General features: G+C 70.7%; 18 protein-coding genes and 1 riboswitch. Of the genes, 2 read left to right on the forward strand and 16 right to left on the reverse strand.

Annotated features, from left to right (window positions below; translation table 11 throughout):
- Positions 1-8 precede the first annotated feature (8 nt).
- Together AC4BGC_RS09640 and AC4BGC_RS09645 are read left to right on the forward strand one after the other, a co-directional pair.
- Positions 9-1,532 carry a TldD/PmbA family protein gene (locus AC4BGC_RS09640; protein WP_490555357.1) on the forward strand — a complete coding sequence of 508 codons (1,524 nt, stop codon included), beginning with the start codon at positions 9-11 and terminating at the stop codon, positions 1,530-1,532.
- Positions 1,532-2,923, forward strand: a complete 1,392-nt coding sequence (locus AC4BGC_RS09645; RefSeq protein WP_490544058.1) for a metallopeptidase TldD-related protein — start codon at positions 1,532-1,534, stop codon at positions 2,921-2,923. The genes AC4BGC_RS09640 and AC4BGC_RS09645 overlap by 1 nt, the downstream gene beginning before the upstream one ends.
- Positions 2,924-2,946: 23 nt before the next feature.
- Here AC4BGC_RS09645 and AC4BGC_RS09650 read toward each other — a convergent pair whose 3' ends face one another.
- The 16 genes from AC4BGC_RS09650 to AC4BGC_RS09725 form a co-directional block, all read right to left on the reverse strand.
- A complete protein-coding gene (locus AC4BGC_RS09650; RefSeq protein ID WP_490555359.1) occupies positions 2,947-4,587 on the reverse strand; it encodes a sensor histidine kinase in 1,641 nt (546 codons plus the stop codon).
- Positions 4,588-4,766: 179 nt separating this feature from the next.
- Positions 4,767-5,222, reverse strand: coding sequence for a DUF3817 domain-containing protein (locus AC4BGC_RS09655; RefSeq protein WP_490555361.1), 456 nt, complete (start codon positions 5,220-5,222; stop codon positions 4,767-4,769).
- Positions 5,223-5,227: 5 nt separating this feature from the next.
- The gene (locus AC4BGC_RS09660) at positions 5,228-6,487 is read right to left on the reverse strand and encodes a serine hydrolase domain-containing protein (protein WP_490555362.1); all 1,260 of its coding nucleotides are present in this window, start codon (positions 6,485-6,487) and stop codon (positions 5,228-5,230) included.
- Positions 6,484-9,387, reverse strand: a complete 2,904-nt coding sequence (gene gcvP, locus AC4BGC_RS09665; protein WP_490555363.1) for an aminomethyl-transferring glycine dehydrogenase — start codon at positions 9,385-9,387, stop codon at positions 6,484-6,486. The genes AC4BGC_RS09660 and gcvP overlap by 4 nt, the downstream gene beginning before the upstream one ends.
- Before the next feature lie 81 nt (positions 9,388-9,468).
- Positions 9,469-9,574: riboswitch (glycine riboswitch) on the reverse strand.
- Between the two features lie 18 nt (positions 9,575-9,592).
- Complete coding sequence (locus AC4BGC_RS09670) at positions 9,593-10,180, reverse strand: MerR family transcriptional regulator (RefSeq protein ID WP_490546763.1); 588 nt, start codon at positions 10,178-10,180, stop codon at positions 9,593-9,595.
- Positions 10,181-10,390: 210 nt separating this feature from the next.
- Positions 10,391-10,876, reverse strand: coding sequence for a bifunctional nuclease family protein (locus AC4BGC_RS09675; protein ID WP_490544053.1), 486 nt, complete (start codon positions 10,874-10,876; stop codon positions 10,391-10,393).
- Between the two features lie 29 nt (positions 10,877-10,905).
- The gene (gene ftsR, locus AC4BGC_RS09680) at positions 10,906-11,640 is read right to left on the reverse strand and encodes a transcriptional regulator FtsR (RefSeq protein WP_490544052.1); all 735 of its coding nucleotides are present in this window, start codon (positions 11,638-11,640) and stop codon (positions 10,906-10,908) included.
- A 2-nt stretch (positions 11,641-11,642) separates the two neighbouring features.
- On the reverse strand, positions 11,643-12,236 hold the full coding sequence (locus tag AC4BGC_RS09685) for a double zinc ribbon and FHA domain-containing protein (protein ID WP_490544051.1): 594 nt from the start codon (positions 12,234-12,236) through the stop codon (positions 11,643-11,645).
- Between the two features lie 19 nt (positions 12,237-12,255).
- On the reverse strand, positions 12,256-12,639 hold the full coding sequence (gcvH, locus tag AC4BGC_RS09690) for a glycine cleavage system protein GcvH (protein WP_490544050.1): 384 nt from the start codon (positions 12,637-12,639) through the stop codon (positions 12,256-12,258).
- A gap of 29 nt (positions 12,640-12,668) precedes the next feature.
- A complete protein-coding gene (locus AC4BGC_RS09695; protein ID WP_490555739.1) occupies positions 12,669-13,430 on the reverse strand; it encodes a DUF881 domain-containing protein in 762 nt (253 codons plus the stop codon).
- Positions 13,431-13,435: 5 nt separating this feature from the next.
- Complete coding sequence (locus AC4BGC_RS09700; RefSeq protein ID WP_490544049.1) at positions 13,436-13,768, reverse strand: small basic family protein; 333 nt, start codon at positions 13,766-13,768, stop codon at positions 13,436-13,438.
- Positions 13,769-13,777: 9 nt separating this feature from the next.
- Positions 13,778-14,596: a DUF881 domain-containing protein gene (locus AC4BGC_RS09705; protein ID WP_490544048.1), complete on the reverse strand. Its 819-nt coding sequence runs from the start codon at positions 14,594-14,596 to the stop codon at positions 13,778-13,780.
- Position 14,597: 1 nt separating this feature from the next.
- A complete protein-coding gene (gene clsA, locus AC4BGC_RS09710) occupies positions 14,598-15,218 on the reverse strand; it encodes a cardiolipin synthase ClsA (protein ID WP_490544047.1) in 621 nt (206 codons plus the stop codon).
- Between the two features lie 362 nt (positions 15,219-15,580).
- Positions 15,581-16,771: a 4-hydroxybenzoate 3-monooxygenase gene (locus tag AC4BGC_RS09715; protein WP_490555364.1), complete on the reverse strand. Its 1,191-nt coding sequence runs from the start codon at positions 16,769-16,771 to the stop codon at positions 15,581-15,583.
- 49 nt (positions 16,772-16,820) lie between these two features.
- Entirely contained in the window at positions 16,821-17,597 is a 777-nt protein-coding gene (locus tag AC4BGC_RS09720) for an IclR family transcriptional regulator (protein WP_490555365.1), read from the reverse strand.
- A gap of 32 nt (positions 17,598-17,629) precedes the next feature.
- The gene (locus AC4BGC_RS09725) at positions 17,630-19,306 is read right to left on the reverse strand and encodes a long-chain-fatty-acid--CoA ligase (protein WP_490555366.1); all 1,677 of its coding nucleotides are present in this window, start codon (positions 19,304-19,306) and stop codon (positions 17,630-17,632) included.
- Positions 19,307-19,331 lie beyond the last annotated feature (25 nt).

Below are 19,331 nucleotides of genomic sequence, written 5' to 3' on the forward strand. Positions count from 1 at the left end.
TCGATCACATGGCATCGAACGAGATCGATCCGACGTTCCTGGCGCTGCCCTACGAACGACTCGGCCAGATTGCTCTCGCCCGGGCCCAGGACTTCGGCGTGACCCACGCGGACTTCCGGTTCGAGCGCAACCGCTACCAGCACTTCTCGGTGCGCGACGGCATCCTCGAGGGCGCCCAGGACGCCGAGGACCTCGGCTTCGCGGTCCGGGTAGTCCTTGACGGCGCCTGGGGCTTCGCCTCCGGCGTCGCGCTCACCGAGTCGGAGGCCGTCACCGTCGCGGAGACCGCGGTCACCGTCGCCAAGGTGGCGGCGTCGATGACGCGCAGGCCCGTCGAGCTGGCTCCTGAGCCGGTGCACAAGGGCGTCACCTGGGTCTCGGCGTACGACGTGAACCCGCTCGAGGTTCCCCTTGCGGAGAAGACCGCACTCTTCGCCGGCTGGACCCGTGAGCTGATCGCGGCCGAGGGCGTCGACCACGCGACCGGCGGTCTGCAGCAGGTCCAGGAGAACAAGTACTACGCCGACCTCGCCGGCTCCTCCATCACCCAGCAGCGGGTCCGGCTCGAGCCCGACATCGAGGTGCACGGCGCCGACGCGGCCTCGGGCACCTTCGACTCGATGCGCACGATCGCCCCGCCGGTGGGCCGCGGCTGGGAGTACCTCACCGACGGCGGCTTCGACTTCGACTTCGAGCGCGCCCAGCTGCCCGAGCTGCTGCGCGAGAAGCTCGCCGCCCCCAGCGTGCACGCCGGCATCTACGACCTGGTGATCCACCCGTCCAACCTGTGGCTGACCATCCACGAGTCGATCGGGCACGCCACCGAGCTCGACCGGGCCCTGGGCTACGAGGCCAACTACGCCGGCACCTCGTTCGCGACCCCCGACAAGCTCGGCAACCTGGTCTACGGGTCCCCTGTGATGAACGTGACCGCCGACCGGGTCACCGACCACGGCCTGTCCACCGTCGGCTACGACGACGACGGCGTCGAGGGGCAGTCCTGGGACCTCGTCCGCGACGGGCTCTTCGTGGGCTACCAGCTCGACCGCGAGATGGCGCACACCTACGGCGCCGATCTCAACAACGGCCGCTCCAACGGGTGCGCGTACGCCGACTCCCCCGGCCATGTCCCGATCCAGCGGATGGCCAACGTCTCGCTGCAACCGGCCGCCGACGGTCCCGACACCGACGGGCTGATCAGCAAGGTGGAACGCGGGATCTACGTCGTTGGCGACAAGTCGTGGTCGATCGACATGCAGCGCTACAACTTCCAGTTCACCGGCCAGAGGTTCTACCGGATCGAGGACGGGCAGCTCCGCGGCCAGCTTCGCGACGTCGCCTACCAGGCCACCACCACCGACTTCTGGGGTTCGATGGAGGCGGTCGGCGGGCCCTCGACGTACGTCCTGGGCGGTGCCGCGAACTGTGGCAAGGCCCAGCCGGGCCAGGTGGCCGCGGTCAGCCACGGGTGTCCCTCGGCGCTGTTCCGGGACATCCGCATCCTGAACACGAGCGAGGAGGGGACGCTGTGATGGCTCTGTCCAGGCATGGAGGCGGCCCGCAGCGCCTCGTCGAGCACGCGCTGGAGTCCTCCACCTCCGAGAACTGCGTCGTGATCGTCAACGACAGCACCAGCGCCAACCTCCGGTGGGCCAACAACACCCTGACCACCAACGGGGTGATGCACTCGGTCGACGTGACCGTGATCGCCTTCCAGGGTGCCGGGAACGCCTCGGTGAGCGGCACCGCCGCGTCGCTCGACCAGGTCGCAGCCCTCGTGGCCGGCGCCGACCGGGCCGCGGCCGTCGCCGACCAGGCCGAGGACCGGGCCGAGCTGGTCGCGGGCACGGCGGCCCGCGACTGGGACGACGCCCCCGGTGAGACCTCGATCGGCGTCTTCGAGCAGTTCGCCGCGCAGCTGGGCGAGGCCTTCGGCCAGGCCGAGGCCGAGCGCCGGATCCTCTACGGCTTCGTCTTCCACGAGGTCACCACCACCTACCTCGGTTCCTCCACCGGCCTGCGGCTGCGGCACGAGCAGCCCACCGGCCACTACGGCTGCACCGGCAAGAACGCCGAGCTCACCAACAGCGCGTGGGTCGGGGGCGCCACCCGCGACTTCGCCGACGTCGACGGGCTCCGGATGTCGGCCGACCTCGCGCGCCGGCTCTCCTGGGGAGAACGGCGCACGGATCTTGCCGCCGGTCGCTACGACACCATCCTGCCGCCCTCGGCAGTCGCGGACCTGATGATCGACGCCTACTGGAGCGCCGGTGCACGCAACGCCGCCGACGGCCAGACGCTCTTCTCCAAGCCCGGCGGAGGCACCCGCATCGGCGAGCAGCTGGTCAGTGCCTCGGTGCGGCTGCACAGCGATCCCGCACACCCGGCGCTGGAGTGCGAGCCCTTCGTGGTCGCCGGCGCGTCCTCGGACCGCAGCAGCGTCTACGACAACGGACTGCCGCTGCAGCCGGTCGACTGGATCCGCGACGGTCGGCTGACCTCCCTGATCCAGACCCGGCACACCGCCGAGCTGACCGGGCAGCCCACCACCCCCGGGGTCGACAACCTGGTGCTGGACGTCGAGGGCGCCTCGGGCACCGAGGCAGACCTCGTGGGCAGCATGGACGACGGGCTCCTGCTCACCTGCCTGTGGTACATCCGCGAGGTGGAGCCGCAGACGATGCTGCTCACCGGCCTCACCCGCGACGGCGTCTACCGCGTGCAGGGTGGCGAGGTCGTCGGGGCGGTGAACAACTTCCGCTTCAACGAGAGCCCGATCGACCTGTTGAACAGGTTCACCCATGCCTCCGGGACCGTCCCCGCCTTCTCCCGCGAGTGGGGCGAGGACTACTTCTCCCGTACGGCGATGCCGGCGCTCCGGGTCCCCGACTTCAACATGAGCTCGGTCTCCCAGGCTCTCTAGGCTGCCGCGCCCCCAGTGGGGGCTCAGTCGGCCAGGGGCAGGGAGACGGAGAAGGTGCTGCCCACCCCGGCCTCGCTGTCGACCTCGATCACGCCGCCGTGGCTCTCCACGATGCTCCGGCTGATGCTCAGCCCCAGTCCCACGCCCTGGATGGCCAGCTGCTCGGCCGCCTCGCCCCGGAAGAACCGGGTGAACAGCTGCTCCAGGTCGGCAGCGGGGATGCCGATGCCGGTGTCCCGCACGCCCAGCCGGGCCCGCGAGCCGTCCACACGCAGGCAGACGGTCACGTCCCCACCGGCCGGGGTGTACTTCACGGCGTTGGCCAACAGGTTGTCGACGAGCTGACCGATGCGCACACGGTCGAGCAGCAGCCACAGCTGCTCGGGCAGGTCCACCTCCAGCCTGACCCCCGCGGCAGCGCTGGCAGGTGCGATCGCCTCCACGGAGTCGCGCACGATCTGCACCAGGTCGCACCTGCGCCGCACGATCGGCAGCGTACGACCCGACGTCAGTTGGGCAGTGTGCAGGAGGTTGCCGATCAGGCGCAGCAGCCGCTCGGCGTTGCGGTCGATCACCTCCAGCTGCTCGACCACTCCGGCCGGCAGGTCGGGGCGGTCCTTGAGGATCTCGACGTACCCCGATATCGAGGTGAGCGGGGTACGCAGCTCGTGCGAGACCATGGCGACGAAGTCCTCCTTGACCGCCATCGCCCGCATCAGGTCGGTGACGTCCTTGAACGACAGGGCGGCCCCCTCGAACGCACCGTCCGGGCCACGCAGCGAGCGGGCGGAGACAGACAGCGCCCGCCGGTCGGCCGGGTCGGGTCCCACCCACGTACGCCGGTCCTCGAACTCCTCGCCCTGGGCGGCGCGATAGGTCGGCGTCTCCTCCTTAGCCAGGGGCATCACGCCGTCCTCGCCGTACACGAAGCCGACCTGCCCGGCGCGACCGTGGTGCCCGTCGGGGTAGGCCTGAGCGAAGAAGTCGGCGACCCGCTGGTTCTGTCCCTGAAAGCGCCCGTCGCGGTCCAGCAGCAACAGCCCGACGTCCACCGTGTCGAAGATGGCCTGGGAGGCCCGCTGGTGCTGCTCGATGGTCTCCATCGCCCGAGCCAGCTCGGTCCCGCGGAGCTCGGCCTGGTCGCGCTCGTCGCGGATCAGCTCGATGCTGTAGGCGATTGCCAGCGCGCTCCATCCGGCGACGACCGTGATCAGCACCGCCCGCGCGACCGCGACCGGATCGGCGCCGAGCACGGCCAGGCTCGGGGCGGCGGCCAGTGCGGCCACGGCGAGGACCGCGACGAGCGCGCCCCGCCGGCCGAGCTGGCGACCCAGCCACAGGGCAGGCACCACGATGAGGATGCCGGCAGCGCTGCCGTCCTCGCTGATCCGGACCGCACCTATCGCTGCGATGTCGAGCACGGGCAGGACCGTCACCAGCTGCGGTCGGCCCAGCCTGCGCCAGGGCACAGCGAAGGCCAGCACCGTCGTCACCGCGGCCAGCAGCAGGCCGACGCCGGGCCAGTCCAGGAGCTGGATGTCTCGTCCACCGGCCCCGCGGATGGCGAAGTCCGCCGACACGAAGACCGCGAAGGCGACCTGGAGCGCCCGGGGGTCGGGCTCTCCGGTCGGGACGAGCACCCGGACGACGTCGATCGGGTGCATACGGTCGCCCTTGTGCATGTCACCTCCGGTCTGACGTGGTCCCTGGCAATGCGAATTCAAGGGACCAACCCGGGGATATGCCCCGTTTCGCCCAAACCCTAGCGCCGTACGGCGCGCGTGGGTCGCGGCCGGGGAAACGGCCGCAGCGATCCGGGGCGAACCCCGCGTTCAGGTGCGGGTCACTGACCCCACTCGGTGGGCGGACCCGCCATGAGCAGGCCGCTGAACACGACCGCGAGCACCGCGACCGTGACCACGGCTGCGAGCACAGGACTGCGCAGCGCACCGGCCACAGGGCGCTCCGTGAGCCCACGCGGCTCCTCCTCGAGCAGCCGCCAGCTCTCGCCGAGGAGCCCGGCCCGCTCGACCGAGCGCTCGAACGGGATCGTCAGGTAGGGCACGACCGCCGAGGCGAGTCCCGTCGCGAGCCGGCCCACGCTCCAGCGACGGTCGACCGCGACCAGGACCGTGGTGGCGCAGTAGGCCAGGAACACGAAACCGTGCACTCCCCCGCCGATCCGGACGAGCACCTCGGTGGTCTCGGTGACGTACTTCAGGAACATGCCGAGCAGCAGCAGCGTCCACGTCACCGCCTCGGCCAGGGCGAGCGTGCGGTAGAGCTTCCTCGGGGTCACAGGTGTCAGGGTCCTTCCGGGTAGGGCGTGCGGGTGTAGACGAAGGTGGCGCACTCGAGGTGGTCCACCGATCCGTCGTCGCGGCGTACGACGTGAAGGGTCTCACCGTGGTGGTAGCCGGCCAGGCCGATGATCCGGTCGCCGGTGAGGCCGAACTGCTCGGCCACGGCGCCGCGGGCGAGATCGCGCCACTCCAGCCGGTCGCGGTTCCAGCGGACCTCGTAGGCGGAGTTCCCCCAGTGCCAGTAGCCCAGGAGCTCGGCGGCCCACTCGGGCACCGAGTCGGCCGGGCGCCACGTCGGCATCGCCGCGGGGGTGTGGTCGCCCAGCAGCGCGAGCGCCAGCTCAGGACCGGAGAACCCCGTGGTGCCGTTGGTGAGCGCGACCACCCCGACCCGGTTCAGCGGGTCGGCGAAGACAGCGGACTGGAACCCCGGCATGGAGCCGGTGTGGCCGGCGAGCACCCCGGCGGCGTACGGCACCAGCCGGACGCCGAGCCCGTAGTCGATCGCGGGCGGCACCGGCTGCCGCATCTGCGCCAGCGTGCGCACCGACAGCACGTCGGGCTCGCCGGCCATCAGGAACGCGGCGAAGCTGACGAGGTCCGACAGCGTGCTCCAGAGCTGGCCCGCGGGAGCCATCGCGCCGGTGTCGTGCAGCGGCTCCTCGGTCAGGGTGGAGGCGAGGTGGTGGACGCTGAAGCCGCGGGCGTACGGCTCCTGCGGGAGGTACGACGTCCGCGTCATGCCGAGCGGATCGAGCACCCGCTCCTGCACCAGCTCGGCCCAGGGGCGCCCGCGCAGCCGCGCGACCACCTCGCCGAGCAGTCCGTAGCCCAGGTTGCTGTAGTGGTGGTGCTCGTCTGGCCCGAAGACCGCGTCGGACCCGTCGTTGGCCGCGAGCAGCTCCTCGACGGGGACGCCCGGCGAGCGCTCCCACCACGGGCCGGCCGGTTCGCTCTGCATCCCCGAGGTGTGCGCCAGCAGCTGCCGCACCGTGGCGGCGCCGTAGCCCGACTCGGGCAGGAAGCGAGCGACCGGGTCGTCGAGGTCGAGCAGCCCGTCGTCGCGGCACTGCATCACGAGCACGGCGGTGATCGTCTTGGTGATCGACCCGATCCGGTACTGCGTGTCCACGGTCGTCTCCGCGCCCGCCGTACCGCTCCACGCAAGCTCGGGACCTTCGAGCACGCCCGCGACGATCGAGGGCAGCCTGCGTTCGGCCTGGTAGCGGTCGAGGACCGCCTGGTAGTGGTGCTCCCTCATTCGACGGCGAACGCCTCGGGTGGCGGGCAGGCGCAGACCAGGTTGCGGTCGCCGTAGGCCTGGTCGATCCGGCCCACCGGCGGCCAGTACTTGTCCGGGTCCGGGCCGGCGGGGAACACCGCGAGCTCGACGGGGTAGGCCCGCTCCTGCTCGCCGACCAGCACCGAGGCCGCCGTGTGCGGGGCACCGCGCAGCGGCGAGGTCTCCGGGGTCCACTCCCCTGCCTCGACCCGGGCGATCTCGCCCCGGATCGCGATCATGGCCTCGCAGAACCGGTCGAGCTCCCCGAGGTCCTCGCTCTCGGTCGGCTCCACCATCAGCGAGCCGGCGACCGGGAAGCTCATCGTCGGGGCGTGGAAGCCGTAGTCGATCAGCCGCTTGGCGACGTCGTCCACGCTGACGCCGCTGCTCTTGGTCAGCCCGCGGACGTCGAGGATGCACTCGTGCGCCACCCGGTCGTGGTGCCCGCGGTAGAGCACCGGGAAGTGCTCGCCGAGGCGGTGCGCGACGTAGTTCGCGGAGAGCACGGCGACCGCCGTGGCCTGGGTCAGCCCCTCGGCCCCCATCATCCGGACGTAGGCCCAGGAGATCGGCAAGATGCCCGCGGAGCCGTACGGCGCGGCGCTGATCGGCCCGATCCCGGTGCGCTTCTCCGGCTCGGGGTGCATCGGGTGCGAGGGCAGGTACGGCGCCAGGTGCTCGCGTACGCCGACCGGGCCCACGCCCGGCCCGCCGCCGCCGTGCGGGATGCAGAACGTCTTGTGCAGATTCAGGTGGGAGACGTCGCCACCGAACTCGCCGGGACGCGCATACCCGAGCAGCGCGTTCAGGTTCGCGCCGTCGACGTAGACCTGCCCGCCGGCCGCGTGCACCAGCTCGCACAGGTCGACGATGGTGTCCTCGTAGGCGCCGTGGGTCGAGGGGTAGGTGACCATGATCGCTGCGAGGTCGTCGCGGTGCTCCTCGCACTGCTTGCGCAGGTCGTCCATGTCGACCGACCCGTCGTCGGCGGACTTGACCACCACGACCTTCATCCCGGCCATCACCGCCGAGGCCGCGTTGGTGCCGTGCGCCGAGGCCGGGATCAGGCACACGCGGCGCTCCCCCTCGCCGTTGGCGTCGTGGTAGGCGCGGATCGCCAGGAGACCGGCGAGCTCGCCCTGGGACCCGGCGTTGGGCTGGATCGAGACACGGGCGTAGCCGGTCACCGTGGCCAGCCACGACTCCAGCTGGTCGATCAGCCGGCGGTAGCCCAGCGCGTCCTCGGCCGGCGCGAACGGGTGCAGGTCGGCGAACCCGGGCAGGCTGACCGGCTCCATCTCGGTGGTCGCGTTCAGCTTCATCGTGCACGAGCCCAGCGGGATCATCCCGCGGTCCAGCGCGTAGTCGCGCGCGGAGAGCCGACGCAGGTAGCGCAGCATCGAGGTCTCGCTGCGGTGGGTGTTGAACACCTCGTGGGTCAGGAAGTCGGTGGTACGACGCAGCGCGGCGGGGAGGGCTTCGACGACGGTGTCCCCACCGATCGAGCCGTCCCCGTTGGTCGAGCCGTCCCCGTTGGTCGAGCCGACCCCGAAGGCCCCCAGCACCACGTCGAGGACGTCGGCGTCGGTGACCTCGGAGGTGCTCATCCCGACGTGGTCCTCGTCGGCCAGCCGCAGGTGCACCCCGGCGGCGCGGGCCGCCTCGACCACCTCGGACGCCCGGCCCGGGACCCGGGCGAGCACGGTGTCGAAGAACGCGTCGTGCACCACCTCGACGCCTCCCTGGCGCAGCCGCTCGGCCAGCACCGCCGCCTGGGCATGCACCCCGCGGGCGATCCGGGTGAGGCCGTCGGGGCCGTGGTGGACGGCGTACATCGAGGCCACCACCGCGAGCAGCACCTGGGCGGTGCAGATGTTGGAGGTGGCCCGGTCGCGCCGGATGTGCTGCTCGCGGGTCTGCAGCGAGAGCCGGTACGCCGGGCGTCCGGCCGAGTCCACGGAGACGCCGACCAGCCGGCCGGGGAGGTGCCGCTCGAGGCCCTTGCGCACGGACATGAAGCCGGCGTGCGGGCCGCCGTAGAACAGCGGGACGCCGAACCGCTGGGAGGAGCCCACCGCCACGTCCGCACCCAGGGTGCCCGGGGACTCCAGCAGGGTCAGGGCGAGCAGGTCGGCCGCGACCACGGCGAGGCCGCCGCGGGCATGGGTCTCCTCGATCACCGCCCGTGGGTCCAGGACCCGTCCCGAGGCGCCGGGGTACTGCACCAGCACGCCGCTGAGCTCACCGTCAGGCAGGCCCTGCGCCCCGTCGGAGAGGTCGGCCACGACGACCTCGATGCCCATCGCCCGGGCGCGGGTGCGGACCACCTCGATCGTCTGAGGGAGCGCGTCGGCGTCGACCACGAACGGCCCGGTGGCCTTCTTGTTCGCCCGCCGCACCAGTGTCATCGCCTCGGCGGCCGCGGTGCCCTCGTCGAGCAGGGACGCGTTGGAGGTCTCCAGCCCGGTGAGGTCGGCCACCATCGTCTGGAAGTTGATCAGCGCCTCGAGCCGGCCCTGGCTGATCTCGGGCTGGTAGGGCGTGTACGCGGTGTACCAGGAGGGGTCCTCCAGCACGTTGCGCCGTACGACGGGCGGGGTGATCGTGCCGTGGTAGCCCAGGCCGATCATCGGCACCAGCGGGTTGTTCAGGTCGGCGATCTCGCGCAGCTCGGCGGCGGTCGCGCGTTCGGTCGCGGCTGGGGGCAGGTCGAGGCCCGAGGAGCGGATCCGCCCCGGGACCGCGTCGTCCATCAGCGCCTCGAGGCTGCTGAGCCCCAGCGCCTTGAGCATCTCGGCGACCTGATGCTCGCCCGGGCCGATGTGGCGTTCGCTGAACGGGCGCTGGTCCAGGGCTGCGGCGAGGGTTCGCTGTGACATGTGGCTCCTGAGCGTGAGGCGATCTACCGGCAACGGGTGAGTACGCCTCCCCTCAGTCACAACAGATGCTGCTCCTGAGTGCCAGCCCGCACGGTCCTTGAGCCTGAGAGGTTGTCGGGAGGAGTTGCCCCTTCGGCGCCCCGGGTGGCTCTGCGAGCCGGTCCGGGAGCTCTCCCATGCGGGTTTGTCAGCAGGACCGAATCTATCAGCCTGTGAGTCGGGCCTTGCGCCGCGTCGCGAGCTCGTCGTCGGCGGACTCGACCGCGGACTCGGCGGTGCGCTCGGAGGGCAGCTCGGCCAGGGACCCCTCGATCTCGCGCCACACTCCCCCGATCGCGATGCCGAAGACGCCCTGCCCACCCTGGAGCAGGTCGATGACCTCGTCGTTGCTGGTGCACTCGTAGACGGTGGCGCCGTCGCTCATCAAGGTGACGCGGGTCAGGTCGTCGGTGCCGCGGGCACGCAGGTGGGCCACTGCGGTGCGGATCTGCTGGAGCGAGATGCCGGCGTCGAGGAGGCGCTTGATCACCTTGAGGAGCAAGATGTCGCGGAAGCCGTAGAGGCGCTGGGTGCCGGAGCCGGCGGCGCCGCGCACGGTGGGGTCCACCAGGCCGGTGCGGGCCCAGTAGTCGAGCTGGCGGTAGGTGATGCCGGCTGCGGCGCAGGCGGTGGGGCCGCGGTAGCCGAGGTCCTGGGGCAGCGTCGAGACGTCGTCGTCGAAGAGCAGACCCTGCTCGTCGGCGTGCAGCGCTGCCTCCAGCGCCACCTTGTCCGACTGCGATTCGTACTTGATGCCCACTGTTACCTCCGAAGTCAACTTCACTGAGCGTAACCCCCGAAAGGGTGGCCGGACGAGGGTTCCTGCTGACCTGGGTCAGGAGAATCGCAGCCTTGGAGTTACAGCGAAGACATTGTGAAGGTAAACCTTCGCTTGAGGGTTGGTCAAAGAGGCGCGCGGCGTGTCGGCCAAACCTTCAAGTTCAACTTGAGGGTGAAGGTCCCCTCAGGCGGGCGGCTGCCCCTGATCCTTCTCGAAGTCCTCGGGCGAGACGTGGTCGAGGAACTCACGGAACTTCTCCACCTCGTCCTCCTGCTCGTCGGGCACCAGGATCCCGGCGTCGTCGAGCAGCTCCTCGGAGCAGACGATCTTGGACCCGGTCCGCATCGCCAGGGCGATGGAGTCGGAGGGACGGGCGCTCACCTCGACCCCCGAGGACAGCACCACGGTGGCGTAGAAGACGTTGTCGCGCATCTCGGTGATCCGGATCTCGGTGACCTCGTTGCCGGTCGCCTCGAGGACGTCTCGCAGCAGGTCGTGGGTCAGCGGCCTCGGTGGCACCACGCCCTGCTGGGCGAAGGCGATCGCGGTCGCCTCCACCGCGCCGATCCAGATGGGGAGGTACCGCTCCCCTGCCAGCTCCCGCAGGAGCACGATCGGCTGGTTCGAGGGCAGCTCGACCCTTACTCCGACAACCTCTACCTCGCGCACGAGTTCAGCCTACTGGTCCGGCGATGGAGTCAGCGCAGGGATCGCAGGCCCGATTTCACCAGTACGGCGTGCAACCGCACCGAGAGCACGGCCATCTCGTCCATGGTCTGGGCCGCTCGCCCCTCTGCGCCCTCCTCGCGGCTGCGCCGGATCGGGGAGACGACCTGCTCCATCAGTCCCACCTCGCGGTCGGCTGCGGTCTTGAACGAGCGCAGGTGCCGGGGCTCGATGCCGTACGCCGCCAGCTCACCGGCGACCTTGGCGATCACCAAGGCGTCGGCGTCGTAGTGCTTGGAACCGGGCCGCGGGCGCACCAGGCCGTAGTTCTCCAGCGCGTCCAGCAGCTCCTCGGTGATCTCGGCGGTCTTGACCAGCTCGCGCCGCGAGATCCGCACCTCGGAGTGCCCGGAGAGCAGCGATTCCACCCCGGGGAACGGGTTGGCCATCAGCGCGCCCGGGATGCTGGGCGAGCCGCTCAAGGGCGGCGGCTCGAGGCCGCGGTCGAGGGCGTCGAGGTGCTCGCGGATGACCTTGAGCGGCAGGTAGTGCTCCCGCTGCGCCCGGATGATGTAGCGCAGCTTCTCCATGTCCTCCACGGAGTACTTCCGGTACCCCGAGGGGGTCCGCTCCGGCTCGACCAGGCCCTCGTTCTCGAGGTGCCGGATCTTCGACTCCTTGATGTCGACGTCGGGGAACTCCGCCTTCAGGTCGGCGACTGCCTGCCCGATGGTGATCCGGCCTATCTTCTGGGCCGTCTGGCGCACGTTCAGCTGTCCTTCGCGTCGCTGGCGAAGAAGATCAGCCGGAACTTGCCGATGCGCACCTCGTCACCGTTCTGCAGCTCCGCGTCGTCGACGCGATCGCCGTTGAGGTAGGTGCCGTTCAGGCTGCCGACGTCGTGGACGCGGAAGATCCCGCCCGTACGGCGGAACTCCACGTGGCGACGCGAGACGGTGATGTCGTCGAGGAAGATGTCACTCTCGGGGTGCCGGCCCACGGTGGAGAGGTCTGAGTCGAGCAGGTAGCGGCTGCCGGCGCCGGGCCCTCGCTGCACCACGAGCAGGGCGCTGTGCGCGGGAAGCGCATCCACCGCTGCCGCGTCCGCGGCGTTGAGCGAGGTCCGGTCGTCGGTCTCGCCCTTGGTCGGCGTACCGAAGGTGATCGTGGTGGTGGCGTCGACCGGCGGGGTCTCGCTGGCGGCTGGAGCCAGCGGAGTGCCGCACTGCGAGCAGAACCTGGAGGTGTCGGGGTTCTGGCTCCCGCACTGCGAGCAATAGGCCATCTCGATCTTCCCGTCCTCGTCGGAATCCGTGCGCTGAACCTTGAAGCCGCAGTGAAGGGTCAGGGTTCTGGGCGTCAACCTACCAGCGTCGTGGGCTTCAGGCTTCGAGTGTCGCCTGGTACGCCGCGGCGTCGAGCAGGTCGGCGGAACCGGAGTTGTCCGCGACGATCTCGAATAGCCACCCGTCGCCGTAGGGATCAGTGTTCACCAGCTCGGGAGTGGCGTCGAGCGCCTCGTTGCGGGCGACGATCTCGCCACCCAGGGGCGCGTAGACCTCGCTGACGGACTTCGTCGACTCCAGCTCCCCCACGACGGCGCCGGAGGTGACCGTGTCGCCGACCTCGGGAAGCTGCACGAAGACGATGTCGCCGAGCGCGTCCTGGGCGAAGTCGGTGATGCCGACGCGGACCGATCCCTCGGCCTGACCGGGCTCGCGCAGCCACTCGTGCTCGGAGGTGTACTTCAGCTCTTCGGGAATCACGCTGCTCCTCGGTTGTCGGGACTCCGAGGCTACTGCCCGGGGACCGCTTCGGCGTAGCGGGGTTTCGCCGGGGTCCGGGTCACGCTGACGTCGATCCGGTCCGATTTCTCGACCGAGACCGTGCCGGACTCGGCCTCGACGTCGTCGGTGAACCCGCCCTGGAACTTCAAGGCGCCGGCGAGGGTGTCGGGGTCTCCGATGGCGTCGATGACGTAGGGCGCCTGGAGCACCACCCGGTCGACCCTGATGCCGTCGGGGTCGTCCTCGAACGAGGTCTGGGCGATCACGCGGACGCGGTCGTTGATCTCGATCGCCTCCACGCCTGCGTTGCGCAGCTCCTCGATGCCGTCGAGCAGGTTGTTCAGGCTGAGCTCCCGCTTGGGGTCCTCCACGGTGACGCGCACCCCGGGCCCGGTCGCCGGCAGCGTCCCGGCCAGCACGCCCAGGGTCTGCAGCTCGCGGCGCGCCTGCTCGAGGGCCGTGGTACGCCGCTGGCTGCCGCTGCGCAGCTGGTCGCGGGTCGCCTCGAGCTCGGCGATGTCGCGCTCGGCCTTGCGGGAGGCCGACTGGAGCCCGTTGAGCGCCTGGATCAGCTGGTCCTGGCGCAGCCCCTCGTAGGTGTCGTCGTCGCCGGTCAGCCGCGCCTGGGTGACCGCCGCGAAGGCCAGCACCCCCACCAGGACCGCGACCACGGCCTGCCCGCGCGAGGGCCGGAAGAAGGCGCGGCGCAACCGGTCGATGCCAGTGGCCGGACGGGTCTCCTGTTGCTCCGGGGTCTCGGGTTCGCTCATCGGGCTCACGCGTGGAAGATGTGGCGCCGGATCGCGGCCACGTTGGAGAAGATCCGGATGCCGAGCACGACCACGACGCCGGTGGACAGCTGCGCGTCGACGCCGAGCTTGTCGCCGAGGAAGACGATCATGCCGGCGATGAGCACGTTGCTGATGAACGAGATCACGAACACCTTGTCGTCGAAGATCCCGTCGAGGAAGGCGCGGAAGGCTCCGAGGACGGCGTCGAGCGCGGCCACGACAGCGATCGGCAGGTAGGGCTCGAGGTACAGCGGCACGTCGGGTGTCAGGAACAGCCCGAGCCCGACGCCGACGATCAGCCCGATGATCGCGATCATGACGCTCTCCTACTTACTGTTGGCATAGCGCAACGAGACCTCGGTTCCGGGAAGTCGCACAGAGGACAGCGGCGTGATGCTCAGCTGCAGGCCGACCTCGCGTTGCAGGTCCAACCATGCCTGACCGCTGGAGGTTTCTGCGAAACGTGCGGGCAGCGTGTCCGGGTTGCCGATCGCGTTGACGACGTAGGGACGTCGCAGCGAGCGGGCGTTGATCGTGATCGCCCCGCCGGCGAGCCGGATCGTGCTCAGGTTGGTCAGCCGCTGCCCGTTGACGGCGATCGCCTCCGCGCCGGCCTCCCAGAGCCCGTTGACCAGCCGCTGCAGGTCCGTGTCGAGCACCTCGTTGCGCGGGCTGTCCGCGTTCGGGGCGTTGTCGGCCACCAGCCGTACGCCGGGGCCGCGCACCGCCACGGTCCCCGCCTTGATCCCCAGCAGGTTGATGTTCGCCAGGAGCCCGCGCGCCGAGGTGTCGCTGCGCAGCTGCCGCGACTCCAGGGTCGCGGCCTCCACCCGGAGCTTCACCAGCTGGGCACGCTCGTCCTCCAGCTGCGCCCGCGCGGAGCTGACCTGCTCGGCGAGCTGGCGGCGCTCGCCCTCGTCGCGCGAGGAGTTGCGCGCCGTCTGGACGGCGGCGGTGACGACGAGGAACGCGAAGACCACCATCACCGCGGCGGCAACCAGGCCCGGACGACGCGGCGGTGGCCGCGTGTCCGCCGACTGCTTCTGCTCGGAGGCGAAGGCGTAGTCCTCGTCGAGCGTGTGGGTGGTGAGGTAGTCGAGCAGGCCCATCGCCGCCTGTGGCGGGAGCCGGTCGGGGGTGGCCACCTCAGGTGTCCGAGAAGTCCGGGGCGCGCCGATCCCTGTCGGCCATCAGCTTGCGCACCTGCCAAGCGTAAAGGAGGCCGGCCCACCAGTAGAGCCCGATCCCCCAGATGGCGAAGGCCCATCCGAAGACCTCCGCGAGGACCGCGACGGGGCCGTCGCCGTCACCGAGGAAGAGCATCGGGAAGGAGTAGAGCAGGGCAGCGGTGGCCGCCTTGCCGAGATAGTGCACCGGCAGCGCGGAGTACCCACGGGTCCGCAGGAACGGGACCAGGCACCACAGGAACGCGTCGCGCAGGGGCAGCAGGATCGCCACCCACCACGGGATGATGTCGCGGTAGAGCAGTCCGATGACCGCGGCCAGGATGTAGAGCCGGTCGGCGACCGGGTCGAGGATCTCCCCCAGCTTCGAGGTCTGGTTCAGCCGTCGCGCCAAGTAGCCGTCGAGCCAGTCGGTGAAGCCCGAGACCATCAGCACGACCAGCGCCCAGACGTCGGCCTCGGGGCCCATCACCAGCCACAGGAACAGCGGCACGCCGGCCAACCTCACCATGGAGACGATGTTGGGCAGCGTCCACACCGCGGAGGTCGCGGAAGCGCCTGCACGGTTCGGCTGCTGGGCCAAGGGTCCCTCCTGACTGGTCGGAGGTCACCCTACGGCGATCGTCAGTTCAGGCAGCAGCCGCACCGCGGGCAGTGCACCCGCTTGCTCCCGCCGATCTCCTGGCCACAGCTGCACACCAGCACCACCGTTGCGCCAGATCCGCTGGCACTCGACGACCCGTACAGGGCCGCTTCTGTTGCAATCATCTTGGAACTCCCTTGCCTTCCCTCCAGAGAACGGCAAGTCCGATTTGTCATTAAGAGCAACACGCGGAAATAGCCCGAAGTGACTATGGGTTTTGACCCAGAATGGCTATGGCTCGTCGGCACCGGTCTGGACCGGTTATGTCCCTTATGGGCTTTTCTCGCGAAGTGTGCATTCCCTCAGCGTGGCGCCGGCCAGCCGGTGTAACCCTCCGCCAGGTAGGTCGCCCCGGCCCGGGACGACGTGAGCATCGCGAGCTCGCCGGTCTGTCGGCGTACGTCGAACGGGCTGGCCTCCGGTGCGAGGTGCAGCATCGTGGTCATCCAGTAGGAGAAGTGCTGGGCCTTCCACACCCGGTCCAGCGCGCGCTCGGTGTAGTCGTCGAGCAGGTCCGGATCCCGGCGGGAGACGACCTGCTCCAGCACCTCGGCGAGCACCCGCACGTCGGCGAGGGCGAGGTTGAGCCCCTTGGCGCCGGTGGGTGGGACCGTGTGCGCCGCGTCCCCGGCGAGCAGCAGGTTCCCGTGCCGCATCGGCTCCTGGACGAAGCTGCGGAACGGCAGCACCGTCCGCGACGTGATCGGGCCCTCCCGCAGGGTGTACCCGTTGGCCCCGACCCGGGCCTGGAGCTCCTCCCAGATGCGGTCGTCGGACCAGTCGGCGGGGTTCTCGGCGGGGTCGCACTGGAAGTACATCCGCTGCAGGGACTCGGTGCGCTGGCTGATCAGCGCGAAGCCGCGCTCGGAGTGGTTGTAGATCAGCTCGGGCGCGCTCGGCGGGGCCTCGCAGAGGATCCCGAACCAGGCGTAGGGGTACTCGCGGAAGTACTGCCGCCGCTTGGCCTCGGGGAAGGCCTGCCGGCAGACGCTGCGGGAGCCGTCGGACCCGACGAGGTAGTCGCAGCGCAGCTCGTGCGCCTGGCCACCGGAGTCGGTGAACCGGACCACGGGAGCCTCGCCTGTGACGTCGGCGACGGAGACCTCGCTGACCCCGAACCGGACGTCGCCGCCGTCGCGCTCGCGGGCATCGGCGAGGTCGGTGAACACATCGGTCTGCGGGTAGAGCTGCGCCGAGGCGCCGACGAGACCCTCGAAGTCGATCCGGTGACCGCCGCCTCCGAACGCCAGCTCGATGCCCTCGTGCCGGTACCCCTCCCGGAGCACCCGGTCCGAGACACCGGTCTCGACGAGCATCCGGACGCTGTCCTGCTCCAGGATGCCGGCCCGGTGGGTCTGCTCGATCTCGGCGCGCGAGCGCAGCTCGACCACCACGGACTCGATCCCGGAGCGGGCGAGCAGGTGGGAGAGCATCAGCCCTGCGGGGCCGCCTCCGACGATGGCGACCGTGGTGCGTTCCTGGACAGGCGGCATTCCTCGATCATCCGGCGCGCAGCGGCGAGGTCCCACCCCGGCCTTTCGCTCAGTGGAACCCCTCGTCCGGATCCACCTGCTCGTTCAGGGCGCGGCCGATACCGCCGGAGGCGACCCGCAACGCCGAGACCAGCTGGGCGCGGGTGCGCCGCAGGTCCGGGACCACCACACCCAGGGCGGCGACCACCTGCCGGCGCGCGCGCACCGGCACTGCCACGGAACAGGCGCCCAGGCTCATCTCCTCCTGCGTCGTGGCGTAGTCGTCCTTGTGCACCCGGACGAGCTGGCGCCGCAGCGCGCCCGGCTGGCTCACGGTGTACGGCGTGACCCGGTCCAGGTGCGCGAGGACCTCGGCCTGCACCTCGGCGGGCGCGTGGGCCAACAGCACCTTGCCGACCCCGGTGGCGTGCATCGGCAGCCGGGACCCGACCGTGCTCACCACCGGCACCGAGGCGTTGCCGGAGAGCCGGTCGAGGTAGAGCACGTGGTTGCCCTCGCGGACCGCGAGGTGGACGGTGGCCAGGGTCGCGCCGTACAGGTCGTGCAGGTACGGCGAGGCGAGCTGACGCAGGCCGGTGTTCACCGGGGCGAGCAGCCCCACGCTCCACAGGCGCCGCCCCACGACGTACTCACCCGTGGCTGTGCGCGCCAGGGCGCCCCACTCGACGAGCTCGGCGACCAGCCGGTGCGCGGTGGGCAGCGGGAGGTGAGCCCGCGCGGCCAGCTCGGTCAGCGAGAGCTGGCGGTGACGTCCGTCGAAGGCGCCCAGCAGGGCCAGAGCCCTGCTGGTGACCGAGGTGCCCGGTTGGGACAGGTTGCCCGCCATGCACCCCATCCTTCCACTGGGTGGAGGTCAGGTCACTCGTCCAGGAGCATCGAGGAGACCTCGCGGCGCAGCACCTTGCCCATCTGGTTCACCGGCAGCTCGGTCACGGCGATGATCCGGCGCGGCACCTTGTACGCCGAGAGCGCCTCGCGCAGGTGTGTGCCGATCTCCTCGACGTCGAGGTCGGCACCCTGCACCAGGACCACGGCCGCGACGACCTGCTCGCTGCCACTGGTCGACGGCATCCCGACCACGGCCGCGTCCTCCACCGAGGCGTGCTCGCGCAGGACGCGCTCCACCTCGCTGGGATAGACGTTGAAGCCGCCGGTGATGATGATCTCCTTGATCCGGTCCACGATCGTGATGAACCCGTCCGGCGACATCACCACCACGTCCCCGGTGCGGAACCAGCCCTCGTGGTGCGCGGCGGCGGTCTCCTCGGGCAGGCCGCGGTAGCCCTCGAAGACCTGCGGCCCCCGGACGAGCAGCTCGCCCCGCTCCCCCGGCGGCACGTCCACCGAGAGGTCCTCGGGGTCGGCGATGCGGACCTCGACGTCGGGGAACGGCACCCCGATCGACCCCGGCCGGCGCGCGGAGCTCATCGGGTTGCCGACGATCACCGGGGAGGTCTCGGTGAGCCCGTAGCCCTCGACGAGCAGCCCGCCCGTGGCCGCCTCCCAGCGCTCCACGAGGTCGGCCGGCAGCGGCATCGCACCCGAGAGCGCGTAGCGCACGCCCTTGATCGAGATCCCGCGCTCCTCGGCCGCCTCGGCGATCCGCGCGTAGAGCGGCGGCACGGCGGGGACGAAGGTGGGGACCTCGCGCTTGAACGCGTCCATCAGCAGCCCGATCTCGGGCTTGGGCAACAGCACCAGCTTCGCGCCGAGGCTGACCCCGAACAGGACGCTGATGGTGATGCCGTAGGCGTGGAACATCGGCAGCGCGCACAGGAAGCTCTCGCGACCCTCCACCAGGCCGGGCACCCAGGCGCGGCCCTGGACGACGTTCGCCACCAGGTTGCGGTGCCGCAGCGGGACACCCTTGGGCACGCCTGTGGTCCCCGAGGTGTAGAGCAGGAGCGCGACGTCCTCGGCCACCGGCCGCGGGTGGTCGTCGGCGATCGGCGGGGCGGACTCCAGCTCGGCGAACGGCATCGCGTGCGGCGCCGGACCGGTGAGCTGGGCGCGTGACTCCCGCGCCCTGGTCACCGGGATCCGCAGGGCAAGTCGCTTGAGCAGCGGCAGCTCGAGGGTCAGGTCGACCGCGACGATGGTCTTCACCGCGGAGTCCTCCTGCAGCTGCTCGACCACCGGGACGGCCTTGTCCCAGACGATCGCGACCTCGGCCCCGTGGTCGGCGAACGGGTGCCGCAGCTCGCTGGCGGTGTAGAGCGGGTTGTGCTCGACCACGACCGCACCCAGCCGCAGAACCGCGTAGAAGGCGATCACGTTCTGCGGGCAGTTGGGCAGCAGCAGCGCCACCCGGTCCCCGGCCTCGACCCCCAGCCGACGCAGCCCCTCGGCGGTACGGCGTACGCGCTCGTCGAGCTGGTCGTAGGTGGTGGTGCGTCCCAGGAAGTCCATCGCCGGCCGGTCGCCGAATCGCTGCACCGTCGCCTCGAACTGGTCCAGGACGGTGGTGTCGGCGTACTCCAGGGTGTGCGGAACCCCTTCGGGGTAGGAGCTGAGCCAGACGGGGTCAAGCGGCATCGAGGGTCCTTCTTCTCGGGGAGGG

The organism is Nocardioides sp. Z38_18, assembly GCF_058215695.1.